The sequence below is a fragment of the Erwinia sp. PPS120 genome (genome assembly GCF_047918655.1).
GTDB classification, from domain to species: Bacteria; Pseudomonadota; Gammaproteobacteria; order Enterobacterales; family Enterobacteriaceae; genus Erwinia; species Erwinia tasmaniensis_A.
This window is the reverse complement of record NZ_JBLREF010000017.1, coordinates 75,252-98,048: the sequence shown is the minus strand read 5'-3', so window position 1 is coordinate 98,048 and position 22,797 is coordinate 75,252. Positions and strand designations below refer to the sequence as shown.

Below are 22,797 nucleotides of genomic sequence, written 5' to 3'. Positions count from 1 at the left end.
TTGTATGTTGTAACTAATAATCTAACTAAGACTCAGTATAAAACCTGCACAGTCCTGAGCTGTGACCGAAATACCATACAACTGAGCGGTAGCGGCAATGCCTTCCATCTGGCGCTCCAGGCGAAGGTTTGTTTCAAACGGGCTCGGCGGCGTCAGTCCAGAAAACAACCCAAATGAGACAGAAAAACTGTCTCATTTGGGTTGCCTGTTTTGGGTATACTCATTTGAGACACAAATTCAGTAATAAACTGTGGTGACTTGGGTCAAACCTATCAAACACAATAATCACTATTAAGCGATTATCTTTTTAATATATTCAGGCCTTTTTTGATACTTTCAGCAAGCATACCAGGATCTCCGATTGCTCTAATGTTTTTTATAAATGGAAGTCCCATTTTATCAGCCAATTCATCGATGTTAATATCATTCTCGATGGACTGTTCATATGATAAGCTCATTATGTCATTCCATAAATTCCCTGCAAACCAGGAGCAATTCGTTATTGGTGTGTATACTCCATTTGGCAAGTCAGCATCCGTAAGCTTCATCAGCTTTGACAATATATTGCTTTCGTCAATGAATTTTGGAATTAGTTTCTCCTCTATTAGACTTGGTGTTATTAAATTGTTATTCAACTTGATACAACGTTGAAGGTGGAATTTTCTTTCAGCTGAATCATTTACATTGCTGTGCTCGGAGTTTTTTTACAAACCCATAACCTTCATGAAAAGCATATGAAATGTAATCCCCTGGCGCAGGACTATTAAAGTGAATAATCCATGCATGACCAAATCCTCCACCGCCGAAGTCGCTTCCAAGAGACTTGAAAACTTCCTTAATTATTGTGTACTTTTCACTCCAGGGGTATTGCTTGCCAATTGACACGGCCTTATCTATTATTGGCTTCATATTCGTACGTTTAGCTGTTCGATTTGTCCGTATGCATATTTGCGGGTATCCTACACTTTCATCTCCAGTCGGCTGGTATTTATCTGCATCAATCATAATTTCCACCTTTAAAAAATGAGTGCCTGTTGATAATGAATAGCTATATAAGAGCAGTATAGGATTCGTATGCTAATCTATGCATACAACATGCTGATATAGGCGATTTTTGATATTAAAAGAATTTATTTAAATTATACTAAAGTGTATCTATTTGCGTTAGGTGACCACAATGAATGTACATCTGCATCTGCTCACCAAATAAACCTGAGCCGTTGCCTCCATACAGCACGCGAATGCGACCAACGTCGCCAGTTTTCTTTTTTCTGGCAGGCGCTGAAGTGCACTGGTTTTGGCCGTCGTTGCATACCGGGCCAGTGCTGCGATCCGGGTATCCGAAACCGGCTTTATAGTGGGTAATGTTATACCGAGGCTGCGTATGGCCTGCAGACGTGAGATGGCCTGGAGCAGTGATGCTGCATTGACTTTTGTTGGCCCCGTGCGCAACTGCTCAAGTAACGAATAGCGGCTTCCGGCTGGTACTGAAAGAAGCTCAAGAAGGCATAACATCTGCTTCTCATCAATACAGGCCGCCAGGGTATGCCAGAGCCTGTTTTCCACCCGACTTCGTAACCGGGCAATGTAACGCTCAGGCAACGAACACGCTGGTAGTAATACTTTGTGCGATAAAAGCCAACTGGTGCCGCGTTCAAAAAGAATGCTCGGTCTGCTTGTACCGGTCCAGAATAAGGCATATAACCATCGCGACAGAGAAAAACCCACACGTGTATCGGTAAATTCGGTATATCCGTAAATATTGATTATTTCATCAACATGTTGTCGACGTTGTTTCCCTTCACTATAGATACTTATGACATTTTTTATATTATCGATATGTAACTGCTTGGCCAAAAACTCCGTCACTGCCTTGGGTATTTTGTTGAACAGATCAGGAAATCGTCCCAAATAACGAACGGTACATAGCTGAACAGCAAATCCCAGGCGGTTGTGGTCGCCTCTTTTTGACGATATATGCTGCCGGTCAACATCATCCAGATGAAAATAACGTGCCAACATATTCTTTCTCGGTTCACCCTGATAATTACCATAACTATCACGCTGATCTGCTGAAAGAAAATTAACAGGCATGGGATACCCTCCTTAGCAAAAATGCAATTAGTCAGATTGAGTTCGGGACTGGTGAATAGCCCAGATGCGTTTAACCTGGCTTACGCTGCACCCGGCCAAGGTGGCTGTACGCTCAAGTCAGACCTGACTGACGAAACGTGATGATGCGCTCGTGGGTCGTGAGGTCAGCTTTTCGACCAGAATATTTGCCAGCGGCTTTAGCGAGCTGAACACCCTGGCGTTGCCTTGAACGCCGTAATTCATAATCATCACGGGCTGTTTGCAGGGTAAGCTTCAACAACAGTTCCTGAACGGATTCAAGCACAATACGGGATACACCGTCGCTTTCAGCAGCCAGTTCTGATAAATCCACGATACCGGGAATGGCCAACCTGGCCCCCTTTTCACGATAAACGCCGGCAATGTAATAATTGTTATCTATCGCCATCTTCTCGATGGCAGCCTGGCGAGTCAGATCCTGTTCAGAGGTACTGACCCGTTCGTAGATGCGAGCAATTTTCATTTATGATAGCCAAATTGAGTATAGTTAATTTGGCTATCTTAAAAGAGATGGCTAAAAATAGCCATTTGCGATGTAAATTGACTGGTTGATTTTTGGCTATTTAAAATGACTAGTTAGCGGGATTTTTTGATTCATTATTCCTCAAATTCTAAAAAACGCATTGATACCAACTTAGGTGTTAAGGCCTTTGGTCAGTTCGGCAGCTGATATCTTAATTTTTTTCGTGCATAACCTCCCACGTATTTGAAATTTGTTTCTGAATTTCAGTATAAATCAATGATGTATTTCCGCTCCAAGTACTACCACGGAAATTATCATTCAAAAATGATGCCTGTTCGAAATTTTTTATCCAATTTTGATTCAACTTACTATCTTTAGACATCACAACTCTATTATTTTCTGGCATCCTATTGGGACTTCCTTCAACTTTGGGAAGAAAACCCATCTTAAGATAAAAACCCTCACTTCCACTAAGTGGTGTCAATAAAGTTGATTTAACATTATTTTCATTACCAAATTTCATCATTTCATACATAAGAATTCGCCCTGCTCCAACATGCTCATTAGGCTTGGCTATTGTTGGGAAATTACCATTACCTTCGACATATAATGCTGAGATAAATAAAAATTCACCCTCACCTGGGTTTTCTTGAATAGAGCAGCGGCCAGAGGCAATCTCTTCATTTTTCGAATTTTCTAATGAAATGTTCATGCCGCATGGTTCACCATTTGGTTTTAGTTCTATTTCTTTTTTTACAAAACAAGCCCCTGAGATTGCATTTTGTGAATTATTTTTTATAAGAAAGGTTGTATTTTTCGGTGCTTCATATTGTTCTGCAGGTTTTAGAAGTGTCAATTCTTTTGTTGAGGCATTAGTAATATTTAATTTACCACAGTTGTTAATTAGTGTATTTATTGTATTCTTAACGCTGTCATTAAGTACATAGGGTATAACATTATTCAATTCTTTGAGTAAATTTTCCGAGAACGCACTCTTTGCAATCGATTTGCCATATACAAATAAATCTTTAGCGTCTGACTTCGAGAGCCCGATAGAAGTATTACTTACCTTTACTAATTTCTCTAAAGTTTTTGATGAGAGTGAGGTGTTATTTGTTTTTTTAATAATGCATTGCTGATTGAATCAGTTATTACATTAATATGTTGTCGTGACCTTATACAAAACATTTCGCATACTCATGGTGATTGAGTTTATTAAAAATACCATAAATTCAAGTGGTAATATTTCAAAAAAGGAGCATTTAGTTGTCGTATATAAAGTAATATCTCATAGTTAGAGGGATGTATTTTTTGATGATGCCTAACAATGAACGGGATCAGCGGAATATCAAATGACGGACGGGTTCAGATCTTCTTGGCTAGCTAGAACGTTATTGGCAGGCTTCGAACTAGTACAGATGATACACAGAGGGAAATGCTGAAGATTTTACGAAGCATATCTAATTGATTTATATTTAAATGGCCACTTTAGTTGGCCTATTAACTGCGTTTTTGGTTCCGTTACTCCCCAAACGCCTTATCCAGCTTACCGGATACACAAACCGGCTACCCCAGGTATTACTGGCGGGGTAGCCGTGCCCGACTCTTCCCCTATTCGCCGTTGCCTATCTGCCAGACATAGGTGGGTTCGCTACCGTTAACCTCCCAGTCTCCGACGTTACGCATTTTATAAATCACCGGATTATGCGATGCCAGCGTCCGGGCGTTGCGCCAGTGCCTGTCCAGCGCTTTGCTAAGCCGGGTATCCGATGCGCCCAGCGCGTTAAATAACTCCCCTGCCGCGCGGGTAATCAGTTCGCTGGCGATGACCTGCGCTTTTGCAGATTCCACCTCGGCAAGGATATTGGCGTGCCGGATCGCACTCTCGCCCTCAGCGTTATTATGGGTTTCAAAGGCCTGCTGGAGCGAATGCGTGGCGCGCTGGACGGTCGATTCAACCGCCCACGCCCAGCTGGCAACCTGCCCCACCACCTGAAGTACCTGGGCATCCTGCTTCACCTGTCTGGCGTTACCGTGACTGTAGATACGTTTACGACCAGCCACGCCCTGTGCGGCATCCCGACTGATGGCCCGGCCAATGCCCGCCAGCGTCGATAGCAGCACATGCTGATAAAAAGCGGTCTGATAGCGGAAGCGTTCACTAAAGTCATAAACGTGCGGCGGCTCTACCCTCGCCTGCTTAAAGCGCGTGGTACCGCTGCCGGTCAGGCGCTGTCCGAAACCGTCCCAGTCATCATCGCACTCGACCTCCGGCTGGTGCGTGCTGACCACGGCGATGACATCGCGGCCGTTATCAGTCCGCTGTGCGTAAACATCGATCCAGTCAGCATAAAGCGTTCCGGTACTGTAAAATTTCTCGCCAGACAGGTGCCAGCCGTTTTCAATGGGCGACACTTTAGTCAATACCTCACCCAGCTTCAGGTTGCCAATCTCACTCCAGCCGCTGCCAACCAGCTCCCCATCGCGAAAGCGATTAAACCAGCGGCGGCGATCTTCACTGTCCGGCTGATTTAAGCGGTCTTCAACAAAGGCAAAGTGTGCTCTGAGCGCCTGAGGAAGATTGGAGTCCGCTTCGGCCAGTTCGGTCAGCAGTTGAAAAAGCTGCGGGAGCGTAGCGCCCAGTCCCCCCTCCGCCACGGGAATGCGCAGGGTGCCAAAGCCCGCTTCTTTTAACCAGCGGATCGGCTCATAGAGCAGCTCTCTCTGTCGTTCCCGCTCTGTCGCACCCGCTGCGACACGGGTAAATATCGGACGAAAGCGAGCAGCCAGCGCGTCATACTCGGGTTGATATGATTCAGACATGGTGTTCTCCTGTGTCGTTCAGGTCATCGATATCCTGACGGGTCGGTTCGTAACGAATGATGAGTAGGAAGAAGATCGGGATAATGGCGGCCAGCGAAACAATCCAGAACATATTGGTGCCGTAAGCGGCCTGCAGTATGGGCAGGATAAACAGCGCCAGCGCGCTGCCGATGCCGGAGAGCGAACGCCCGAATCCCACGCCGGTGGCGCGAATATGGGTTGGGTAAGCGAGCGCCGGATAGATCATCATCTGGGCGCCAGGGCCAAAGCCTTCGGCAAACAGCCACAGCCCCAGCATCAGAATGGCAAAGACTACCCCGGCCGCCGCCTGCGGATGCCCGACCAGCGCCAGTGAAATCAGTGCGATAAATTGCAGGGCAAAACCGGCTATGGCCACATGACGGGATTGAAACTTCCATGCCAGACGCATCCCCAACAGGCCGCCGGTAAAAGCAAACAGCGCGTTGAGCCCCAGTGAGGCCGAGATCGTCTCAAACACCCCTGCACCCAGAAAGCGGGCCAGGATAGAGGGCAGAAAGAAAGCGATGGCGGTGTATTCAAATGAAATACAGATATTCATTACCGCCGTCACCAGGGTTCGCTCACGCCAGGGTTTTTGAAACAGCAGTCGGAAGCTGCCTGCCTGGCGCGCGCGCTCCTCGTCCACCCGCTGGCCCGTTTCCTGCGCATGGGCATTGATGCCGTAAGCCTGACGCAGAATGCGTGCGGCCCCGGTTAAATCGCCCTGCTTCGCCGCCCACAGCGGTGACTCATTCATAAATTTGCTGCGTACGGCAATGATCAGCAGCGCGGGGACTGCGCCAAACAGCAGCGAGGCGCGCCACAGCCAGTTAGCGTGCCCGGCAGGCAACAGGAACCAGAGCGCGAAAACGATCAGAAAGCAGACCGAGGAGGCGGCGTACCACATCGGGCACCAGGCCGCCAGCCGACTCGCCTTGTTACTTTTCCCCGTAAACTTCGAGAATTCGGCCAGGTAGGCCATCGCTACCGGGAGATCGATGCCGACTCCGATGCCCATCAGAAAACGCGCCCCAATCAGTACCCAGACATTGGGCGCCAGTCCGGCGGCAATGGCGGAAACCACAAAAAACAGCATATCGGCCATAAACACCGTATAGCGGCCATATTTGTCCGTCAGCCAGCCGCCGATCAGGTTACCTGCGATGGTGCCGATCATGATCGATGAGGTCACCAGCCCGGTTAGCGCTGGCGTCAGGCCGAACTCTTTCACCACATCGTCAATGCCGTAAGAGAGCGTGGTGAGATCGTAGGCATCCAGGAAAACGCCACCCAGCGCCAGAAAGACGATCCAGCGGGCATAGCTGTTCTTATGCGCGCTGTTGTTGATCAACCGCGCCACATCGCTAACCGAACTGACCGGTGTCGAAGAGGGTGGCGCGAGGGTATCGTCAATATTGAGCGTGCTCATTCAGACCTCCCTGAGTTATTCATGCAGGTTGCCGGTAGCCGTCGCGAACTCCGCCTGCGCGGGTTCGCGGGAAGGATGACGGTAGCCGGCGCCGGGATGCGGTGCCACCAGCCGGGGGCCCTGCCCGAACAGCTTTTCCCGCAGCGTGCCTGGCCGGTAATCCTGCTTATACACGCCGCGCTTTTGCAGCTCGGGTACCAGTAGCTCCACCACGTCGGTAAAGGTTTCATGGGTCACCGCATAGGCCAGGTTAAAACCATCGACGTCGGTCTCCTCTACCCACGCCTGCAGTTCATCCGCCACCGTTTCCGCACTGCCCACCAGCAGCGGACCGAAACCGCCGATCCCAACCCAGTCGGCCAGCGCCTGCACCGTCCACTGCCGGTTGGGATCGGCGGTGGAGAAGGTTTCCACCGCCGACTGAATGGCGTTGGTGTGCAGATTTTTCAGCACCTGATCCGGCGCGTACTGGCCAAAATCAATACCGGTCCAGCCTGAAATCAGCGCCAGCGCCCCTTCATAACTGACGTAGCCCTTGTACTCCTGCCATTTAGCCTGCGCGGCGCGATCCGTGTCGGCCACAATCACCGTTTGCAAATTAAAAATCAGTACGCTGCGCGGGTCACGTCCCGCTTCGGCTGCACGACGACGAATGTCAGCAACCGTCTTTTTCAGCAGCACTTTTGACGGCGCGGCGACAAAGACGCATTCGGCATGTTCCGCGGCAAACTGTTTACCCCGACTGGATGCCCCGGCCTGATAAAGCACCGGCGTACGCTGCGGTGAGGGTTCACACAGATGGATGCCGGGCACCTGGAAAAAGGTTCCCTGATGATTAATGGGATGGATCCGGGCGGGATCGCTGAAAATACCCCGCTGGCGGTCACGTATCACCGCCCCCTCTTCCCAGCTGCCTTCCAGCAGTTTATAGACCACCGCCAGGTACTCATCGGCATAATCGTAGCGGGCATCGTGATCGGTCTGCGCCTGATAGCCGATATTCTTCGCACCGCTCTCCAGATAGGAGGTCACAATATTCCAGCCGATACGGCCCTTAGTAAGATGATCGAGCGTGGAGAGACGGCGGGCAAAGGGATAGGGATGCTCAAACGACAGGGAAGCCGTCAGACCAAACCCCAGATTTTCCGTCACCATCGCCATCGGGGTGATCAGTGCGAGCGGATCGTTAACCGGCACCTGCGTGGCATGACGCAGGGCGGCATCGTTATTACCGTTGAGCACGTCATAGACGCCCAGCACGTCGGCGATAAACAGTCCGTCAAACCTGCCACGCTCAAGCAGGCGCGCCAGATCGGTCCAGTAGTCCAGATCCTTGTATTGCCAGGAACGGTCGCGCGGATGCATCCACAGGCCAGGCGACTGATGACCGACACAGTTCATATCAAAAGCATTCAGGCGTATTTCGCGTTGCAAAGACATAGCACACTCCACGGTCAGACATGGCCAGCGGCAGGCCGTCCGTATTAACAAGGTGTAAAGGGGAATAAATCAGTTTGTTAGCGAGGCGGGACATCGCTCCTGATGAGGGCTGGAGGTGATACCGAGCAGCTGATGCGCGATAAACACGGCATGTTCGGCAACCTGGGGCAGCCCCATCAGCTCGCCAAAATGCCCTCGCGCAGCGGGACCCGCCACCCACAGATGGGCATTGCTCTGCCCCTGTGCATTGACCGTTCGGGAAGCGTCATCGACCCGGATCCCAAGCGCCAGCGGATCGGCCTGAATCACGCCTTCGGCCACCAGCTGGCTCAGCAGCGCATCGCTATTGAGCAGTGCACCCTGTGCCGGGCCGGTAGTGATAATCAGCCGGTCGGCCAGCAGCGTCTGCTGAGTGCCGTCGCGGCGGGCAAGCGTCAGCGCTAACGTCGATCCTTTACGCTCAACCCGTTCCAGCCGCGCCGCCAGGACAGTCAACTGCCCACTGATTTGCAGCAGCTCAAGCACCGCGCTAACCTGGGGGGCGAGGCGGTAGCGATGAACATCCCACCACGGGCGGAGATGGCGCAGAAAACGCTGCTGCTCCTTCAGCGGTAGCTGCTGCCAGATTCGCTGTCCGTTGAGGCGGATATCATCCAGCACCCGCTGCCACGGCAGATTCTCCTTTGCCCCCAGGGCTACCTCCCGGCGGATCCGCCGCAGCCAGCCGCGCACGGTAGTCGGCGACTGCTGATAATCGAGCGGTCTGGCATCCCAGCTGCCGCTGAGGTTGTCGCGCGGCAGCTGTCCCCGCCGTGAGAAGACGGTAATCTTCCCCCGATGCCCCTGACGATGCAGCGAGGCGACCACATCCGACATGGTCAGCCCGCTCCCCATAATGGCTACCTGCTCCTCTTTGCCAACCCGCGCCAGCGCGTCCTGCTGCCAGGGATTAGCGATAACCCCACGATGGCCGCTCAGCGACCTGGTCAGAACTTTCGGCAATGCCGGCGGGGGATGGCTGATCGCCAGTACCAGCTCATCCGCCCGATAGCGCTCCCCGGAGGCGGTCACCACCACGCCGTTATCCAGCGCAACGGCACGATCGCGAACGTGAACCAGCATGACCGGAGCGTGTTCTGCCTGGTGGTCAAACTGTGCAGCAATGTAGCGGCCAAACTGACTCCGCTGCGGATAGACGCTGCCGTCGGACCACTGCGCATCCGGATCGGCAATAAAGGCGTCCGAGGCGCGATACCAGCGGTCAAATGCCCCTTCTTCCTCCCCCGACAGCTGCATGCGCGACGCGGGCACGTTAATGCGGTGCGTCGGATCGTCCGTGCTGTAGGCCACCCCCTGCCCCAGACGTTCGCGAGGCTCGATTACCGTCACCCTCAGCCCGGCGTGACCGAGCCGGGCCAGATGAATAGCCAGCGCGGTCCCGGTAAAGCCGCCGCCGACGATAACAATCTCTCTTTCAGCCATGACTGAGCTCCGGTTGCAGCTGCCGCTCCAGTTCGCGTACCAGCGGGATCACCTCACGGCCAAAATATTCCACCTCTTCCTGACAGTGCAGAAAGCCCAGCAGCAGCAGATCCACCCCGGCCTGATGCAGTTCGATGATACGTTCGGCAATCTGACGCGGCGTGCCAATCAGATTGGTTTTGAATCCGTCGTTATACTGCACCAGATCCTCCAGCGTCGAGTTGGCCCAGTTGCCCTCACCTTCCGGCGATGCGCTACCGGCATTTTTCACCTCGTGCTGAAAGCCCTTTACCGCGTCGGGGTTGGCCTGCTCCACGATCTGACGCAGCACCTGATGCGCCTCCTGCTCGCTGTCGCGGGCGATCACAAAGCCATTAACGCCAATCCTGACGCTATGCTGGTTTTCAACCGCTTTCTGCTGAATATCCACCACCTGCTGACGAACGCCTTCCAGCGTATTGCCGTTAGTAAAGTACCAGTCAGACACCCGGGCGGCCATATCGCGGGCGGCGCGTGAGCTTCCCCCCTGGAAGATTTCCGGCAGAGGCTGCAGCGGCTTCGGTTTAAGCGAGTAATCGCGGTAGCGGTAGAAATCACCGGCAAAGGTAAAGCTCTCCTCCTGCCAGATACCTTGCAGGCAGCGAATAAACTCTTCCGACCGCAGATAGCGCTCTTCGTGATCCAGCCACGGCTCGCCAATGGCTTTGAATTCTCCCCGGAACCAGCCGCTGACGATATTCACCGCAATACGCGCCGAAGAGAGGTGGCTGATGGTGGCGATTTGCTTCGCCGCCAGCGTGGGATTCCACGGGCCGGGCAGCAGCGCGGCAATCACCTTAAGCCGTTCAGTCGCCCCGAGCAGCGCCTGAGAAAAGGTCACCGACTCATGCTGATTGTCCGCCCCATAGCCCGCCGTAAAGCGGATCTGCGTCAGGGCGTATTCAAAGCCGACGCGCTCGGCAGTCTGGGCGAGTTTCCGGTTGTAGTCGAAATCCCAGCTGGTACGCTGCGGGATCTGGCTGATCACCAGGCCGCCCGAGACGTTAGGCACCCAGTAGGCAAATTTAATCGGTTGACGGGTCATGCTTAAACCTCACTGTTGTGGTTTTTGCGGACGGCGATCGCCGCCGATGGTTTCACCAAAGGGTCCGGTGTTCAGGGTCTGCTGTGGCCGATCGCTCTTCCCGCTGAGCGGCAGTAGCGGCATCACCAGTTCGGCAAAACGATGCGCCTCCTCCAGGTGGGGATAGCCGGAAAAGATAAAGTTCTCAATACCCAGCGCCTGATACTCGCGGATGCGCTCGGCGACCTGCTGCGGATTGCCGACCAGCGCCGTACCTGCTCCCCCCCGAACCAGACCGACGCCGGCCCACAGATTGGGCGCGATGCGCAGCCCCTCGCGCGAGCCCTGATGTAGCGCGCTCATTCTTGCCTGACCGGTGGAGTCCATCCGTGAGAAAATCTTCTGCGCCGCGGCGATGGTGTCATCGTCAAGATGCGCAATCAGCCGATCGGCTGCCGCCCACGCCTCCTCTTCCGTTTCGCGGACGATCACGTGCAGACGAATGCCATAGGAGAGCGTCCGTCCGCGCGCCTCTGCACGCTGACGCACCACCGCCAGCTTCGCAGCAACCTGATCGGGCGGCTCCCCCCAGGTCAGGTAGGTATCGACCTGGCTGGCCGCCACCTCAATGGCTTCATCAGAGGAGCCGCCAAAGTAGAGCGGCGGCCCGTCCTGCTGCACCGGTGGAAACAGCACCTCGGCGCCCTCCACGCGAATATGGTCGCCAGCAAAATCGACTTTCTCCCCCTTCAGCAGGCGGGAGTAGACCGTCAGGAATTCGCGCGTGACCTGATAGCGTTCAGCATGCGTCAGAAAGATGCCGTCGCCCTTGTTCTCAACCGGATCGCCGCCCGTTACCACATTGATCAGCAGCCGCCCCTCCGAGAGACGATCCAGGGTCGCCGCCATACGGGCGGCCAGGCTCGGCGGCTGGAGGCCAGGACGAACCGCAACCAGATAGCGCAGGCGTTTGGTTATTGGTGCCAGCGCCGAGGCCACCAGCCAGGAATCCTCGCAGCTTTTCCCGGTCGGGATCAGTACGCCGTAATAGCCCAGGTTGTCTGCTGCCAGCGCAACCTGTTGCAAATAAGGCAGATCCACCGCCCGCCCCCCTTCTGTGGTGCCCAGATAGCGTCCATCGCCGTGGGTCGGCAGAAACCAGAATACGTTGATCTTTTCCTGCGTTGCGTCGCTCATTATCACTTTCCTATATAACGATATCTGAATTTATTTCATAGATTATGCTCATTAGGTTATAAAGAACTTAGCAGGATACATGCCAGATTTTAAATCAATAAAATTTGATTTTTTTCATGGAGTTATCTGTTTATCACTGCGGTACAGGCTGCTGCAAATGCAGCAGCGGCCGGGCATAAATTGCTGCATTCGCAGCAAAACGGACGCCTTCCCCCTCGTCTCATTTTCCAACAGCAGGTATCGTGGCTTTTCGTTAAACCGCAGGAGAATCGCATGCATAACCCCGGCCCGGACCTGATCGATCCCGCCTCGATTGCGTTTCAGAGCGTACTGGACCGTCTGGCCCCCACCGACGCCACGGTGCTTATCGTCGGCGAAACCGGCACGGGAAAAGAGGTGGTGGCACGCTATCTGCACTACCACAGCCCCCGTCGCCAGCAGCCCTTTCTGGCGGTTAACTGCGGCGCGCTGACCGAGAGTCTGGCGGAGTCGGAGCTGTTCGGTCATGAGAAAGGCGCGTTTACCGGTGCGGCTGAGCGCCATCAGGGCTGGTTTGAGGCCGCCGAGGGCGGTACGCTGCTGCTGGATGAGATTGGCGAGCTGAGCCTGCCGCTCCAGGTGAAACTGCTGCGGGTGCTCCAGGAACGTGAGGTGACCCGCGTCGGGTCGCGTCGCCCGGTCAGGGTTAACGTGCGGGTGGTGGCGGCCACCCATGTCGATCTGGCCAGCGCTATTCGCGAACGCCGCTTTCGCGAAGACCTTTACTACCGACTTAACGTCGCCGCCGTCACCCTGCCACCGCTGCGCCAGCGACGCGAGGATATTCCGGTGCTGGCCAGCCATTTTCTGGCCCTCTACGCGCGGCGTCTTGGTCGTCCACTGCTGCGTCTGAGCGACGAATCGCTGGCTACGCTGATGTCCTGGTCCTGGCCGGGGAATATCCGCGAGCTGGAAAATACCCTGCACAATGCGGTCCTGCTCAGCCGGGAGCCGCTTATTACACCGCGTCAGCTGCGCCTCGGCCCGGTGAGCGGCGCGGCGCTGCCGGATGAGGAAGAAGATCTCGACCGCTTCCTGCGCCAGCAGCTGCGCGAGAATAACGGCCCTCTCTATCCACGGGTAATCGAATCCCTGGTGCGCAACGCCTTTGAACTCAGCCAGGGCAACCAGATGCAAACCGCCGCCCTGCTGGGGATCAGTCGCAATACGCTACGCACCCACCTCGGGCACCTCGGCCTGATCAAACCCCGGCGCAGCCTGGCCACAGGTGGCGCGCGAACATCCGCCCCGACGGAAGATGGCGAACGCGAGCTGCGTATTGGCTATCAGAAGTTTGGCAACCTCGGCATTCTCAAAGCCCGCCAGTCGCTGGAGGCGCAGTTTGCCGACCAGGGCGTCAGCGTGTTGTGGAGTGAGTTTCCCGCCGGGCCGCAGCTGCTGTATGCCCTGGAAAATCATGAAATTGATTTCGGCACCACCGGTGACGTTCCGCCAATCTTTGCCCAGTCCACCAGCAGCGCGCTGCGCTACGTGGCCTGGGAGCCGGCCGCGCCGCAGAGCGTTGCCCTGCTGGTTACCGGGGACAGCCCCATTCGCACCCTCGCTGACCTTAAGGGAAAACGGGTGGCGGTTAACAAAGGCTCGAACGTCCACTATCTGCTGCTGCACATTCTTGATGAAGCGGGCCTGACGTCACAGGATGTCCGCATCGTCTATGCCCCGCCGAAATACCCGCTGACGCCCAGCGATCGCCATGCGGTGGATGCCTGGATGATGTGGGACCCGCTACTCAGCGATGCGGAGCAAAGCGGCCAGATGCGGGTTTTGGCAAACGGCGAAGGCCGGGTCAGCAACCATCAGTTCTATCTTGCCGACCAGCAGTTTATTCGCCACTCCGCCGACCTGCTTAACGTACTGATTGACGCGCTTGAGCAGACGGGCCGCTATATCGATGCACACCGCGCAGACGCCGCCGACCTGCTCGCGGCTGAGCTGGGCCTGGCACCCAAGGCGGTAGGCCGTGCGCTGGGGCGGCGCAGCCATCAGACGCGCCGGATGGATCTCACCATTATTCGCCAGCAGCAGGCCATTGCCGACCGGTTCTATGCGCTGGGCCTGCTGCCCCGGGCGATCAAAGTACGGGATGCGGTGTGGCAGGAGTGACGGCGCCCCTGTCGGCCTTAGCCAGTGGATTAATTACCGGGAAGCATTAGAATACCCTCATGAAAAATCATCCACTCAGTACAGCCACAGAAACCGATCTCCCCCGTCGGGGTCGCCCGCCCGTCCCCGAAGCGACGTTGATTAACAAAATCCAGCAAAGCACCTTTCACCTGCTGCAAACCAAAGGCGTTGAGGGGGTCAGCGTGGATGAGATCTGCCGGAACGCCAGAGTGGCGAAAAAAACCTTTTACCGGTTTTACGCCGATAAAGAGAGCCTCATCGAGAGGATTATCGTGGACTGGTCCTCCACGCGGGTTATCCCCGACCTGGCCATCCCCCAGAGCCGCGAACAGACCGTGCACATTTTGACCCTGTTTTTTACCGAGCTGGCGCAGCGGGCGCTATCTGCCGAATCTGTCGCCCTCTTCAGGCTGCTGCAAAACGAAAGGGGCAAGCAGCAGCAGTTCCTGAGAATGTATCAGGAGATGGGCATTGAAAACGCAAGCCTGCTGCTGAACAGGTGGTTTGAGCACATTCAGCATCTGCCTTTTATCAACCCTGACTGGCCGCAGAATGCTGCTAAGCAGCTCCAGGCCCTGATTATCTCCCCCGTACTGCGGGAGATCCTGCTGGGACTGACGCCCCCTGTTCCGGCGTATGATATCCGTCCCCGAATCAACGACGCCCTGACGTTTATCTCCCCGCTGCTCTTTCATCGGACGTAACCGCCTCGCCGCCATCCGTCCAGCCGTTATGCCTGCTTACCCTTTATCACCGTTGCTTACAGCCGCTGGCTTATGCTGCTGCGTCATCGCCCGTATAGTCGATTAAGGAAACGACAGGCGTTTCCTTAATATTCCACCTTTGACAACTAATGGACCGGGCTGATGAGTAGCAGAAGACACTTTTTACGCAGCGCAGCGACGCTTGCCGTGGGCAGCAGCATACTGACGGCAGGCCAGTTATCGGCCTGGGCGGATGATAGCGTGCCGCACAGCGAGCCTGAATCGGCCCCGAAAAAGATTATTGCCCTGGAAGAACACTTTATGCTGCCGGAGTTTGTGACCTACCTGGCTGAAACAAAACAGAATATCAAACCGGCGCTGTTCAACAACGTCGTGCCCGTTCTGTCCGACTTCGGTGCGGGCCGTCTGGAGGTGATGGATAAAAACGGCATTGATTTCGCCGTGCTGTCGCTCTCCGGCCCCGGCGTCCAGATTGAGCCAGACAGAGAGCAGGCGGTGAAGCTCGCCCGCTACGCTAACGATCGCCTTGCGGAAGAGATGCATAACAATCCACATCGCTATGGTGGCTTTGCGCATCTTGCGATGCAGGATCCCCGGGAGGCAGCCCGGGAGCTGGAGCGCTGCGTCCGGCAGCTGAAAATGCAGGGGGCAATGATCAATGGCGAAACTAACGGTCTCTATCTCGACGACCGCCGCTACGATATTTTCTGGGAAAAGGTGCAGGAACTGGATGTGCCTGTCTATCTCCATCCGGGTAATCCACCGGATCATCCCCATATGTTTACCGATCACCCTGAGATGTGGGGGCCAGTATGGAGCTGGGCGGTTGAAACCTGTAGCCATGCGATGCGCCTGATCTTCAGCGGGACCTTTGACCGTTTCCCCGGCGCTAAAATCATTCTCGGCCATATGGGGGAAACCCTGCCCATCCAGCTCTGGCGGCTGGACAGCCGGATACAGACCGCCAATCTGAAATACGCCCTGAAAGAGGTGCCCTCGTACTACGTGCGCAAGAATATCTTTATCACCACCTCCGGCGTCTGTTGCGATGCCGCGCTGCGCTGTGCGTTAGACAGCATAGGCCCGGAAAATGTGATGTTCTCGGTCGACTATCCGTTTGAGAAGACGGATATCGCCAGCCGCTGGATCCGCAGTGCGAGCGTCAGTGAAGCCGAACGTAATGCCGTTGCCTGGCAGAATGCCTCCCTGCTGATGAAGCTCTGATTTGTCCTGACCCTGTGCCCCAGGGTGACGTGACGTTGTCACCACCCCTCACTGATTAAAGATCATTTATGAAAACACTCCCGCAAACGGGTGGCTTTACGCTGATGGCCGTGGCCTGCCTGACCATTATGGTTGGCTGCGTTATCGTACCGGGCCTGCCCTCAATTTCCCGCCATCTGGGCGTGGAGGATGCCGCCGGCTGGCTTGTAACGCTTCCGGCACTTGGCGTGGTCCTTTTTGGTCCACTGGCCGGACGGATTATTGACCGGGCGGGGCTGACGCGTTCACTCCATATCGGACTGTTTTTATATGGCCTGTTCGGTGCGGGTGGCGCTTTTCTGCACGGGCACTGGGCGGTATTTACCGACAGGCTGCTACTCGGTATGCCCACCGCGCTGGTGATGTCCAGCGGCACCGCGCTGATCTCATCGTTTTATCACGGCGAGGCCAGGATGCGAATGATTGCCCGTCAGGGAATGTCGATTGAACTGGGCGGCGTCATCTTTTTGTTTCTCGCCGGGCTACTTGCCACCGCAGGCTGGCGCTGGCCATTTACGCTCTATCTGCTTGCCTGGGTATTACTGGCGATGGTGCTGGCCTTTATACCGGGCGACCCACACACTGCACCGGAAGAGACGGCCGCGTCCGCGCGGGCGAAAACCGGCGCGCTAAGGCTGACCTATACCGCCGCACTGTTTTCGATGATCTGCTTTTTTACCGCCATTATCCTGCTACCGCTGCACTTTAACGCCCTTGGGGTGAGTGAAGCGCAAACCGGTTATTTTCTCTCATTCGTCTCACTGATAGCGGTTTTTGCCGCGTGGCTGATGCCAGAGCTGGTCAGGCGCCTGTCCGGGCGGGTAACGCTTGCCCTGGCTTTTACGCTGTATGCCGTGGGGCATCTGCTGTTTGCCTTTGCTCCCTCTATGCCCTTTTTTGTGCCTGGCGGCATCGTCATGGGCTGTGCATTTGGCTTCTCGGTCCCGCTGGTTAATCATCTGATGGTGCAGCTTTCCAGCCCGGCTCAGCGCGGACGAAATCTTGCCCGCCTCTCCATGGCCCTGTTTCTTGGGCAATTTCTGGCTGGCTTTATGGGGTATCTTCCTGGGAACAGTACGGCGGTGTTTACTGCGGCAGCGCTCATTGCGGCAACTATGGCCGCGCTGACGTTCGCTTATAAGCCTTTTCAATAATCGGCTGCGAGTCCGGGCCATGCCCGCATTTCCGCCGCCGGGCTTAGGTTAGCTATTTTCGTCATTAAGCGGTTGCCACGCCTTTTGCTATGTTGCCCGTAGTGTAATGACATAGAGGGAAACAGGATGAAAAAGGTCTGGCTGAGCAGCCTGGTGGCGGCCGCATTAATTAGCATTACCTCTCACGCACTGGCGGAAGAGACCCCTGCGGCGGTAAATGGCGAGCCGTAAGTTTGCCGACCGCTATCCGCAAACGGCGCTGAAGGTGGTGGATCAGCTGGGGGATCTGAGCGACTGGGCCAATCAGCACCCGCAGGATGCGGCGAAAATCCTCTCCGCCTCTACCGGCCTGGCGCAGCCCATCTGGCAGCGTGCGCTGGCCAGAATGCCCTTCGGCGCAGAGCGCATGACCCCGGCCGTGTTTCAGGAGCAGCAGAAGCTGGCCGATAAGTTCACCCAAATCGGCCTGCTGCCGGTGAAAGTGGACGTCAGCAGCGCGACCTGGTCGCTCGACAGAAAATAACGCCTGTGCAGGTGGGCGGCCGCGGCTGCCCACCTGCACTTGTGTCACAGCAGTGAATATACCTTAATTTTCCACCCGCGCAGGCTGTCTGGCCTGCTCCGCCGTCGTCGCATAGCGGCTGGTTTTAAAGGGGAGCGACAGTCGCCCGCGCAGGGTAGCCTGGTCTGATGGCTGCCAGTAGCCGCGCGCGGCGAGGATCGGCAGGACAAGCTGGGTGATATCCTCCAGCGCCTCCACCAGCACCGGCCCGCTGATAATAAAGCCGCTGGCTCCCCCTTCCTCCACCCAGCGAATAAAGGTCTCAGCCACCTGCTCTGGCGTACCGAAAAACTCCCCCCGGGGCAGCGTGGTTTCAAAGGCAACCTGCCGCAGGGTGAGCCCTTCCGCCTTCGCCCGCTGTTTAATACTGTCGGTGGTCGAACGGAAGGTATTCTGTCCCAGATCGCCCAATTCCGGGAACGGCCCGTCCAGCGGATACTGACTGAAATCATGGTGGTCAAAGAAGCGTCCCAGATAAGCCAGCACGTCCTCTGCCGAGAGCAGCGAAAGCAAATGCTGATATTTCGCTTCGGCCTCTTCTGCCGTGTTCCCGACGATCGGGCTGATGCCGGGAAAAATACCCACCGGCTCCCGCCCATTTTTCGCCACTTCTGCCTGGAGCCTGTCGGCATAGATCCGCGCCTCCTCCAGCGTACGGGCATTGGTAAACACCGCATCCGCTGATTTGCCGGCCAGCGCAATGCCGGTTTCCGACGCGCCCGCCTGGAAAATAACCGGCTGCCCCTGGGGGGAACGCTGGATATTGAGCGGCCCTTCCACCGAGAAATACTCCCCCTGGTGATTCAGCTTATGCAGCTTTGTCGCATCAAAAAACCTGCCGCTCTGCCGGTCGCGAATAAAGGCATCATCCTCCCAGGAGTCCCACAGCCCCTGTACCACGCTGATATACTCCCCGGCAATTTTATAACGCAGCGCGTGATCCGGGTGCGCCTTGCCAAAGTTGCGCGCCGACCCTTCCAGGGGCGAGGTCACTACGTTCCAGCCTGCCCGGCCGCCGCTGATATTATCGAGCGTGGCCAGCTGGCGGGCGACGGTAAAGGGATCGCTGTAGGAGGTGGAAACCGTCCCCGCCAGGCCGATGTTATGCGTCACCGACGCCAGCGCGGAGAGCAGCGTAATGGGCTCAAATCGGTTCAGAAAATGCGGCAGTGATTTCTCATTAATGTGCAGGCCGTCGGCGACGAAGAGAAAATCGAAGCCCGCCGCCTCTGCACGCTGCGCCAGCCCGGTGAAGTAGCGGAAGTTAACGCTGGCATCCACCGGGGCCTTTGGGTGACGCCAGGCGTTCATATGCCCGCCCGCGCCGTGCAGCATCAGTCCGAGTTTAATCGTGGTCGTGTTGCTCATCAGATTTCCTTACTGCTGGCCCGCCAGCAGGGCGATGGAACGCAGACGCTGGCTGGCATCGGCCAGCGGCGTATGCAGGATAAATTCGGAGATGTTTAGCCGCTGCTGCAGGGCCGCCAGCTTTTCATGAATCTGCGCTGCGGTGCCGTGCAGGATGGTCAGCGGCTGCTTATCAATGCGGTAATCGCTGGCCCCCGCCTGACGCACAAACGCCTCTGCCTGGTCGCGCGTACCGACGGTAACGTGTTTGTCCCCCAACGTGACGCGGAAGTTATGCTGATCGGCCACGTGTGCCCGCGCCTCTTTTTCGGTATCGGCAGCCAGCGCCGCCAGGCTCACCAAAGCCTGACCCCGCCCACCGGCATACTCATGGTAAGCCAGCACGGCCTCAGTCATCTCGACCTCGTCGGGGTTAATAAAACCGGCAAAGACAAAGTTCCAGCCCAGGGACGCGGCCAGACGTGCGCTCTCTTTACTGGCCCCCAGCAGAAACCGCTGCGGCGAGGTGGCCGGGGCGGGTAGCGCGCGGGCTTCGTCCCCGGAAGCATTTGCCCCATCCTGATTCAGATACTGGTCCAGCCGGGTGAGCTGCGTGGTGAAATCGTCACGGCTTTCCCCTCGTGCGCCCTGAAGCGCCCGGGTAGAAAGCGGCAGCCCGCCCGGTGCCTTGCCGATGCCCAGATCCACCCGATCGGGAGCCAGCGACGCGAGCAGATGGAAATTCTCCGCCACCTTGTAGGGGCTGTAGTGCTGAAGCATCACCCCGCCGGAGCCGATGCGTAGCCGGGCGGTTTTTGCCAGCAGCCAGGCGATCAGCACCTCCGGCGAACTGCCTGCCACCCGATCGCTGTCGTGGTGTTCAGATACCCAGAGGCGATGATAGCCCAGCCGCTCGGCCTCGAGCGCAAACGTCAGGGTGGTGCTGAGCGCCTGTTCAGCACGCTCTCCCTCAGCAATGGGGCTTTGATCTAATAAACTCAGTCGGTAATTCACGGCAGCCTTCCTCGCGGTTTTGCATCAGAATTTCATATAAGCCGCCGGGTATTAAATATTAATTCCGACTTAGGTTTTCCGTTATTGTCACAAACCTCCCGGTAATGGAGCGCCGTGGTTTTTAATTAGCCCTTATTGTTATTTCGCCCTTAGTTTATTTAGTTTTGTTGTTTTACTTCATCCGCCCCCTGGAGAATAGTGCAGGGAAAGTGGAAAATGAAAATATGGATAAACAATAAAATGATGAATCGAACGCGCCTGGCCGCACTGGCCCTCGCCCTCAGCTTTACGACTTTAAGCCACGCCGCTGGCGTCGACCTGGTGGCGAATGAAACCCCCATTCATACCGTTAAAAATAACGCCGCCGCGGCATTAATTCCCCCGGGGTTTAAATTTGTTAAGCCGGGTAGCCTGACCGTGGCGCTGGCGGCTGGCCTAAAACCGCCAATATTGCCGTCACCCTGAAAAAGGGTAATGGGCTGGTGAACGCCGTTCAGGCCTCGCTAAACAGCGCAATCGCCAACGGCAGTTATCTCCAGGTGCTGGATCGCTGGGAGGAGAGCGTGGAGAAAATAGACCACTCTGAGATTAATCCGCCGGGCCTCGGCGACTGAGCAGGGAGAACCCGATGATCGACGACCACTTTATTCATACCAGTCCGGACGATCCGCTGATTGAACCGGTGCTTGATGGGCTGTTTGCGGAGTACCGTCAGCGCTACGGTGATTATTTCGCGGCACAGGCCGAAGAGGTTGAGCCGCTGGGGCTGTACGCCCCACCCGAGGGTGCCTTTATCGTCCTGCTGCGCCATGAGACGCCGATCGCCATGGGGGCGTTTAAACGCTATGACGCCCACACGGCCGAGCTTAAGCGCATCTGGACGCATCGCTCTATGCGGCGCCAGGGGCTGGCGCAAAAGGTGCTTGCCGAGCTGGAACGTCTGGCACGACTCCAGGGCTATCAGCAGGCGTTTCTCACCACCGGCTTTCGCCAGCCGGAGGCGGTCAGGCTCTACCTGTCCCACGGCTACCAGCCGCAGTTTGATACCTCCGTCGATGCGGAACGTTACTCCCTGCCGCCCTATGACGGGCGTCTGCCCTTTACTAAAGCGCTGTATCTTCCGTCCGCGCTGAAGCAGAGTGCATAAGGCGCTGAGATGTCGTCCGATAATCCCGTTCGTTCCGCGCTGACCACGCATACCGAGCTGGATAACGTCAGCCTGACCATTGAGCAGGCACGGTGACGGTGATCCTTGGGCCGTCAGGATCGGGTAAATCCACCCTGCTGCGTACCATTAACCATCCGGAACGCGTCGATGAAGCCTTTATACAGATTGATGGCGAATATGTCGGCTACCGTCGCAAAGGCGACCGGCTGTACGAGCTTAAGGAGCGGGCAATTCTGAAGCAGCGCACCCAGTTTGGCTATGAGCATGGCCGCGCCAGCTCTCCGGAGGTCAGCAGCAGCGGGTCGCTATCGCCCGCGCGCTGGCGCTGGAACCTAAGGTGATGCTGTTTGACGAGCCGACGTCGGCGCTGGATCCGGAACGGGTTGGCGAAGTGCTGGAAACCATCAGAACGCTGGCGCTATCGGGAGTGACGATGGTGGTGGTCACGCATGAAACTGGCTTCGCCCGGCAGGTGGCCGATCGCGTGGTCTTTATGGCTGAGGGTAAAATAGTTGAAGCCGGTAGCGCAGAGCGGGTACTTAACCGCCCCGCCCATCCACGCAGCGCTTTTTGCAGCGGGTGCTGTAAACGACTTATACCGGTTTTTATGGAAAAACATCGTATCCACCAGGTTGTTACTGAACTGGCACGTCAGCGTGAGAAGGAAGCGGCCAAGAAAGCCAGTGCTGAAAGAGAGACGCTGAGCAAAACCAGTGGGCTTATCGCTGATGTTGGTGACCGAATGGGTGAGTATCTCGGAGATAAGTATAAATCGCTGGCTAACGAAATTGCGAATGATATAAAGAACTTCCAGGGGAAAAATATTCGCAGTTACGATCAAGCGATGGCATCGCTGAGCAGGAAGTAGAGTCCTGGGTGCTGGGCGGGATAGCTGCCAGTCTGGCTTTGGGTTTTTTCTCAGCGACAATTGGGTTTGCTTTGTTATATGCTGGCATTCCTGCGATAGCTGTGGGTATATCAGGAATTATGTCCTGACATCAGCCTGAGAGGTCTCCCGGTGGTGGTCAGTTCATGATCGCAGCACAATAATAGATAAAAACAAAATGCATAGAAAAATGGACTGAGCAGACAAGAGCATATAAGCGCCGCTCTGTCAATACTCTTAATTACTTTGCGAATTCTTATCGTACACGCAAAGCATAAAAAAGCCAAAATGGGTGCGGTTTTGCAATAAACATCCATGACCTTAGTCATCAGCGGATTTTTTGCAGATGTTATTCCCGGAAGATCGGCGGTTCTGGCTGCGATATCCTTCAGAATGGCAGAGTCAGCGTTATGCAAATCCATCGCCCAAATCACTACCAGCGG

21 protein-coding genes and 3 pseudogenes are annotated in these 22,797 nt (G+C 55.6%); 10 read left to right on the top strand and 14 right to left on the bottom strand.

The features are described from left to right. Nucleotides 1–299: 299 nt before the first annotated feature. The 11 genes and pseudogenes from ACLRGG_RS11635 to ssuD form a co-directional block, all read right to left on the bottom strand. Nucleotides 300–635: a hypothetical protein gene (locus ACLRGG_RS11635; protein ID WP_416249929.1), complete on the bottom strand. Its 336-nt coding sequence runs from the start codon at nucleotides 633–635 to the stop codon at nucleotides 300–302. 40 nt (nucleotides 636–675) lie between these two features. Continuing rightward, on the bottom strand, nucleotides 676–1,005 hold the full coding sequence (locus ACLRGG_RS11630) for a hypothetical protein (RefSeq protein ID WP_416249928.1): 330 nt from the start codon (nucleotides 1,003–1,005) through the stop codon (nucleotides 676–678). 159 nt (nucleotides 1,006–1,164) lie between these two features. Beyond that, a complete protein-coding gene (locus ACLRGG_RS11625; protein ID WP_416249927.1) occupies nucleotides 1,165–2,094 on the bottom strand; it encodes a DUF4158 domain-containing protein in 930 nt (309 codons plus the stop codon). Between the two features lie 27 nt (nucleotides 2,095–2,121). Beyond that, a pseudogene (locus ACLRGG_RS11620) lies at nucleotides 2,122–2,596 on the bottom strand (recombinase family protein). A gap of 211 nt (nucleotides 2,597–2,807) precedes the next feature. Next, nucleotides 2,808–3,560, bottom strand: a complete 753-nt coding sequence (locus ACLRGG_RS11615) for a GNAT family N-acetyltransferase (RefSeq protein ID WP_416249926.1) — start codon at nucleotides 3,558–3,560, stop codon at nucleotides 2,808–2,810. Between the two features lie 647 nt (nucleotides 3,561–4,207). Further along, nucleotides 4,208–5,419, bottom strand: coding sequence for an acyl-CoA dehydrogenase family protein (locus tag ACLRGG_RS11610; protein ID WP_416249925.1), 1,212 nt, complete (start codon nucleotides 5,417–5,419; stop codon nucleotides 4,208–4,210). Continuing rightward, nucleotides 5,412–6,869, bottom strand: coding sequence for an MFS transporter (locus ACLRGG_RS11605; protein ID WP_416249924.1), 1,458 nt, complete (start codon nucleotides 6,867–6,869; stop codon nucleotides 5,412–5,414). The genes ACLRGG_RS11610 and ACLRGG_RS11605 overlap by 8 nt, the downstream gene beginning before the upstream one ends. Before the next feature lie 15 nt (nucleotides 6,870–6,884). Next, the gene (locus ACLRGG_RS11600) at nucleotides 6,885–8,309 is read right to left on the bottom strand and encodes an LLM class flavin-dependent oxidoreductase (RefSeq protein ID WP_345831509.1); all 1,425 of its coding nucleotides are present in this window, start codon (nucleotides 8,307–8,309) and stop codon (nucleotides 6,885–6,887) included. A 69-nt stretch (nucleotides 8,310–8,378) separates the two neighbouring features. After that, on the bottom strand, nucleotides 8,379–9,791 hold the full coding sequence (locus ACLRGG_RS11595) for an FAD/NAD(P)-binding protein (protein WP_416249923.1): 1,413 nt from the start codon (nucleotides 9,789–9,791) through the stop codon (nucleotides 8,379–8,381). Beyond that, nucleotides 9,784–10,875: a dimethylsulfone monooxygenase SfnG gene (gene sfnG / locus ACLRGG_RS11590; protein ID WP_416249922.1), complete on the bottom strand. Its 1,092-nt coding sequence runs from the start codon at nucleotides 10,873–10,875 to the stop codon at nucleotides 9,784–9,786. The genes ACLRGG_RS11595 and sfnG overlap by 8 nt, the downstream gene beginning before the upstream one ends. 9 nt (nucleotides 10,876–10,884) lie before the next feature. Next, a complete protein-coding gene (gene ssuD, locus ACLRGG_RS11585) occupies nucleotides 10,885–12,051 on the bottom strand; it encodes an FMNH2-dependent alkanesulfonate monooxygenase (RefSeq protein WP_067701947.1) in 1,167 nt (388 codons plus the stop codon). Nucleotides 12,052–12,324: 273 nt separating this feature from the next. On the opposite strand from ssuD, the gene ACLRGG_RS11580 reads away from it, so the two are divergent. The 5 genes and pseudogenes from ACLRGG_RS11580 to ACLRGG_RS11560 all read left to right on the top strand — a co-directional run. Beyond that, a complete protein-coding gene (locus ACLRGG_RS11580) occupies nucleotides 12,325–14,214 on the top strand; it encodes an aliphatic sulfonate ABC transporter substrate-binding protein (RefSeq protein ID WP_416249921.1) in 1,890 nt (629 codons plus the stop codon). Nucleotides 14,215–14,273: 59 nt separating this feature from the next. Beyond that, complete coding sequence (locus tag ACLRGG_RS11575; RefSeq protein ID WP_345831505.1) at nucleotides 14,274–14,939, top strand: TetR/AcrR family transcriptional regulator; 666 nt, start codon at nucleotides 14,274–14,276, stop codon at nucleotides 14,937–14,939. A gap of 162 nt (nucleotides 14,940–15,101) precedes the next feature. Next, complete coding sequence (locus tag ACLRGG_RS11570) at nucleotides 15,102–16,184, top strand: amidohydrolase family protein (protein ID WP_416249920.1); 1,083 nt, start codon at nucleotides 15,102–15,104, stop codon at nucleotides 16,182–16,184. Nucleotides 16,185–16,252: 68 nt separating this feature from the next. Continuing rightward, nucleotides 16,253–17,377: an MFS transporter gene (locus ACLRGG_RS11565; RefSeq protein ID WP_416249918.1), complete on the top strand. Its 1,125-nt coding sequence runs from the start codon at nucleotides 16,253–16,255 to the stop codon at nucleotides 17,375–17,377. A 217-nt stretch (nucleotides 17,378–17,594) separates the two neighbouring features. Further along, a pseudogene (locus tag ACLRGG_RS11560) lies at nucleotides 17,595–17,900 on the top strand (sulfonate ABC transporter substrate-binding protein); the annotation flags it as partial. A gap of 63 nt (nucleotides 17,901–17,963) precedes the next feature. Here the strand turns inward: ACLRGG_RS11560 and ACLRGG_RS11555 are convergent. Both ACLRGG_RS11555 and ACLRGG_RS11550 read right to left on the bottom strand, forming a co-directional pair. Further along, nucleotides 17,964–19,307, bottom strand: coding sequence for an LLM class flavin-dependent oxidoreductase (locus ACLRGG_RS11555; protein ID WP_416249917.1), 1,344 nt, complete (start codon nucleotides 19,305–19,307; stop codon nucleotides 17,964–17,966). 9 nt (nucleotides 19,308–19,316) lie between these two features. Continuing rightward, entirely contained in the window at nucleotides 19,317–20,300 is a 984-nt protein-coding gene (locus ACLRGG_RS11550; RefSeq protein ID WP_416249915.1) for an MsnO8 family LLM class oxidoreductase, read from the bottom strand. Nucleotides 20,301–20,540: 240 nt separating this feature from the next. Between ACLRGG_RS11550 and ACLRGG_RS11545 the strand changes: the two genes are divergently transcribed. The 5 genes and pseudogenes from ACLRGG_RS11545 (at nucleotide 20,541) to ACLRGG_RS21435 (ending at nucleotide 22,336) form a co-directional block, all read left to right on the top strand. After that, nucleotides 20,541–20,765, top strand: coding sequence for a hypothetical protein (locus ACLRGG_RS11545; RefSeq protein WP_416249913.1), 225 nt, complete (start codon nucleotides 20,541–20,543; stop codon nucleotides 20,763–20,765). Further along, a pseudogene (locus tag ACLRGG_RS11540) lies at nucleotides 20,726–20,914 on the top strand (ABC transporter substrate-binding protein); the annotation flags it as partial. The gene ACLRGG_RS11545 and the pseudogene ACLRGG_RS11540, both read left to right, overlap by 40 nt. Nucleotides 20,915–20,928: 14 nt before the next feature. Next, nucleotides 20,929–21,447 carry a GNAT family N-acetyltransferase gene (locus ACLRGG_RS11535; RefSeq protein WP_416249912.1) on the top strand — a complete coding sequence of 173 codons (519 nt, stop codon included), beginning with the start codon at nucleotides 20,929–20,931 and terminating at the stop codon, nucleotides 21,445–21,447. A gap of 92 nt (nucleotides 21,448–21,539) precedes the next feature. Continuing rightward, nucleotides 21,540–21,809 (top strand): ATP-binding cassette domain-containing protein, encoded by a 270-nt coding sequence (locus ACLRGG_RS21440; RefSeq protein WP_503827127.1) that lies wholly within the window; start codon nucleotides 21,540–21,542, stop codon nucleotides 21,807–21,809. Next, entirely contained in the window at nucleotides 21,776–22,336 is a 561-nt protein-coding gene (locus ACLRGG_RS21435; RefSeq protein WP_503827128.1) for an ATP-binding cassette domain-containing protein, read from the top strand. Before ACLRGG_RS21440 ends, ACLRGG_RS21435 begins: the two co-directional genes overlap by 34 nt. Before the next feature lie 110 nt (nucleotides 22,337–22,446). Here ACLRGG_RS21435 and cui read toward each other — a convergent pair whose 3' ends face one another. Continuing rightward, nucleotides 22,447–22,776, bottom strand: coding sequence for a colicin immunity protein Cui (gene cui, locus ACLRGG_RS11525; RefSeq protein ID WP_416249911.1), 330 nt, complete (start codon nucleotides 22,774–22,776; stop codon nucleotides 22,447–22,449). Nucleotides 22,777–22,797 lie beyond the last annotated feature (21 nt).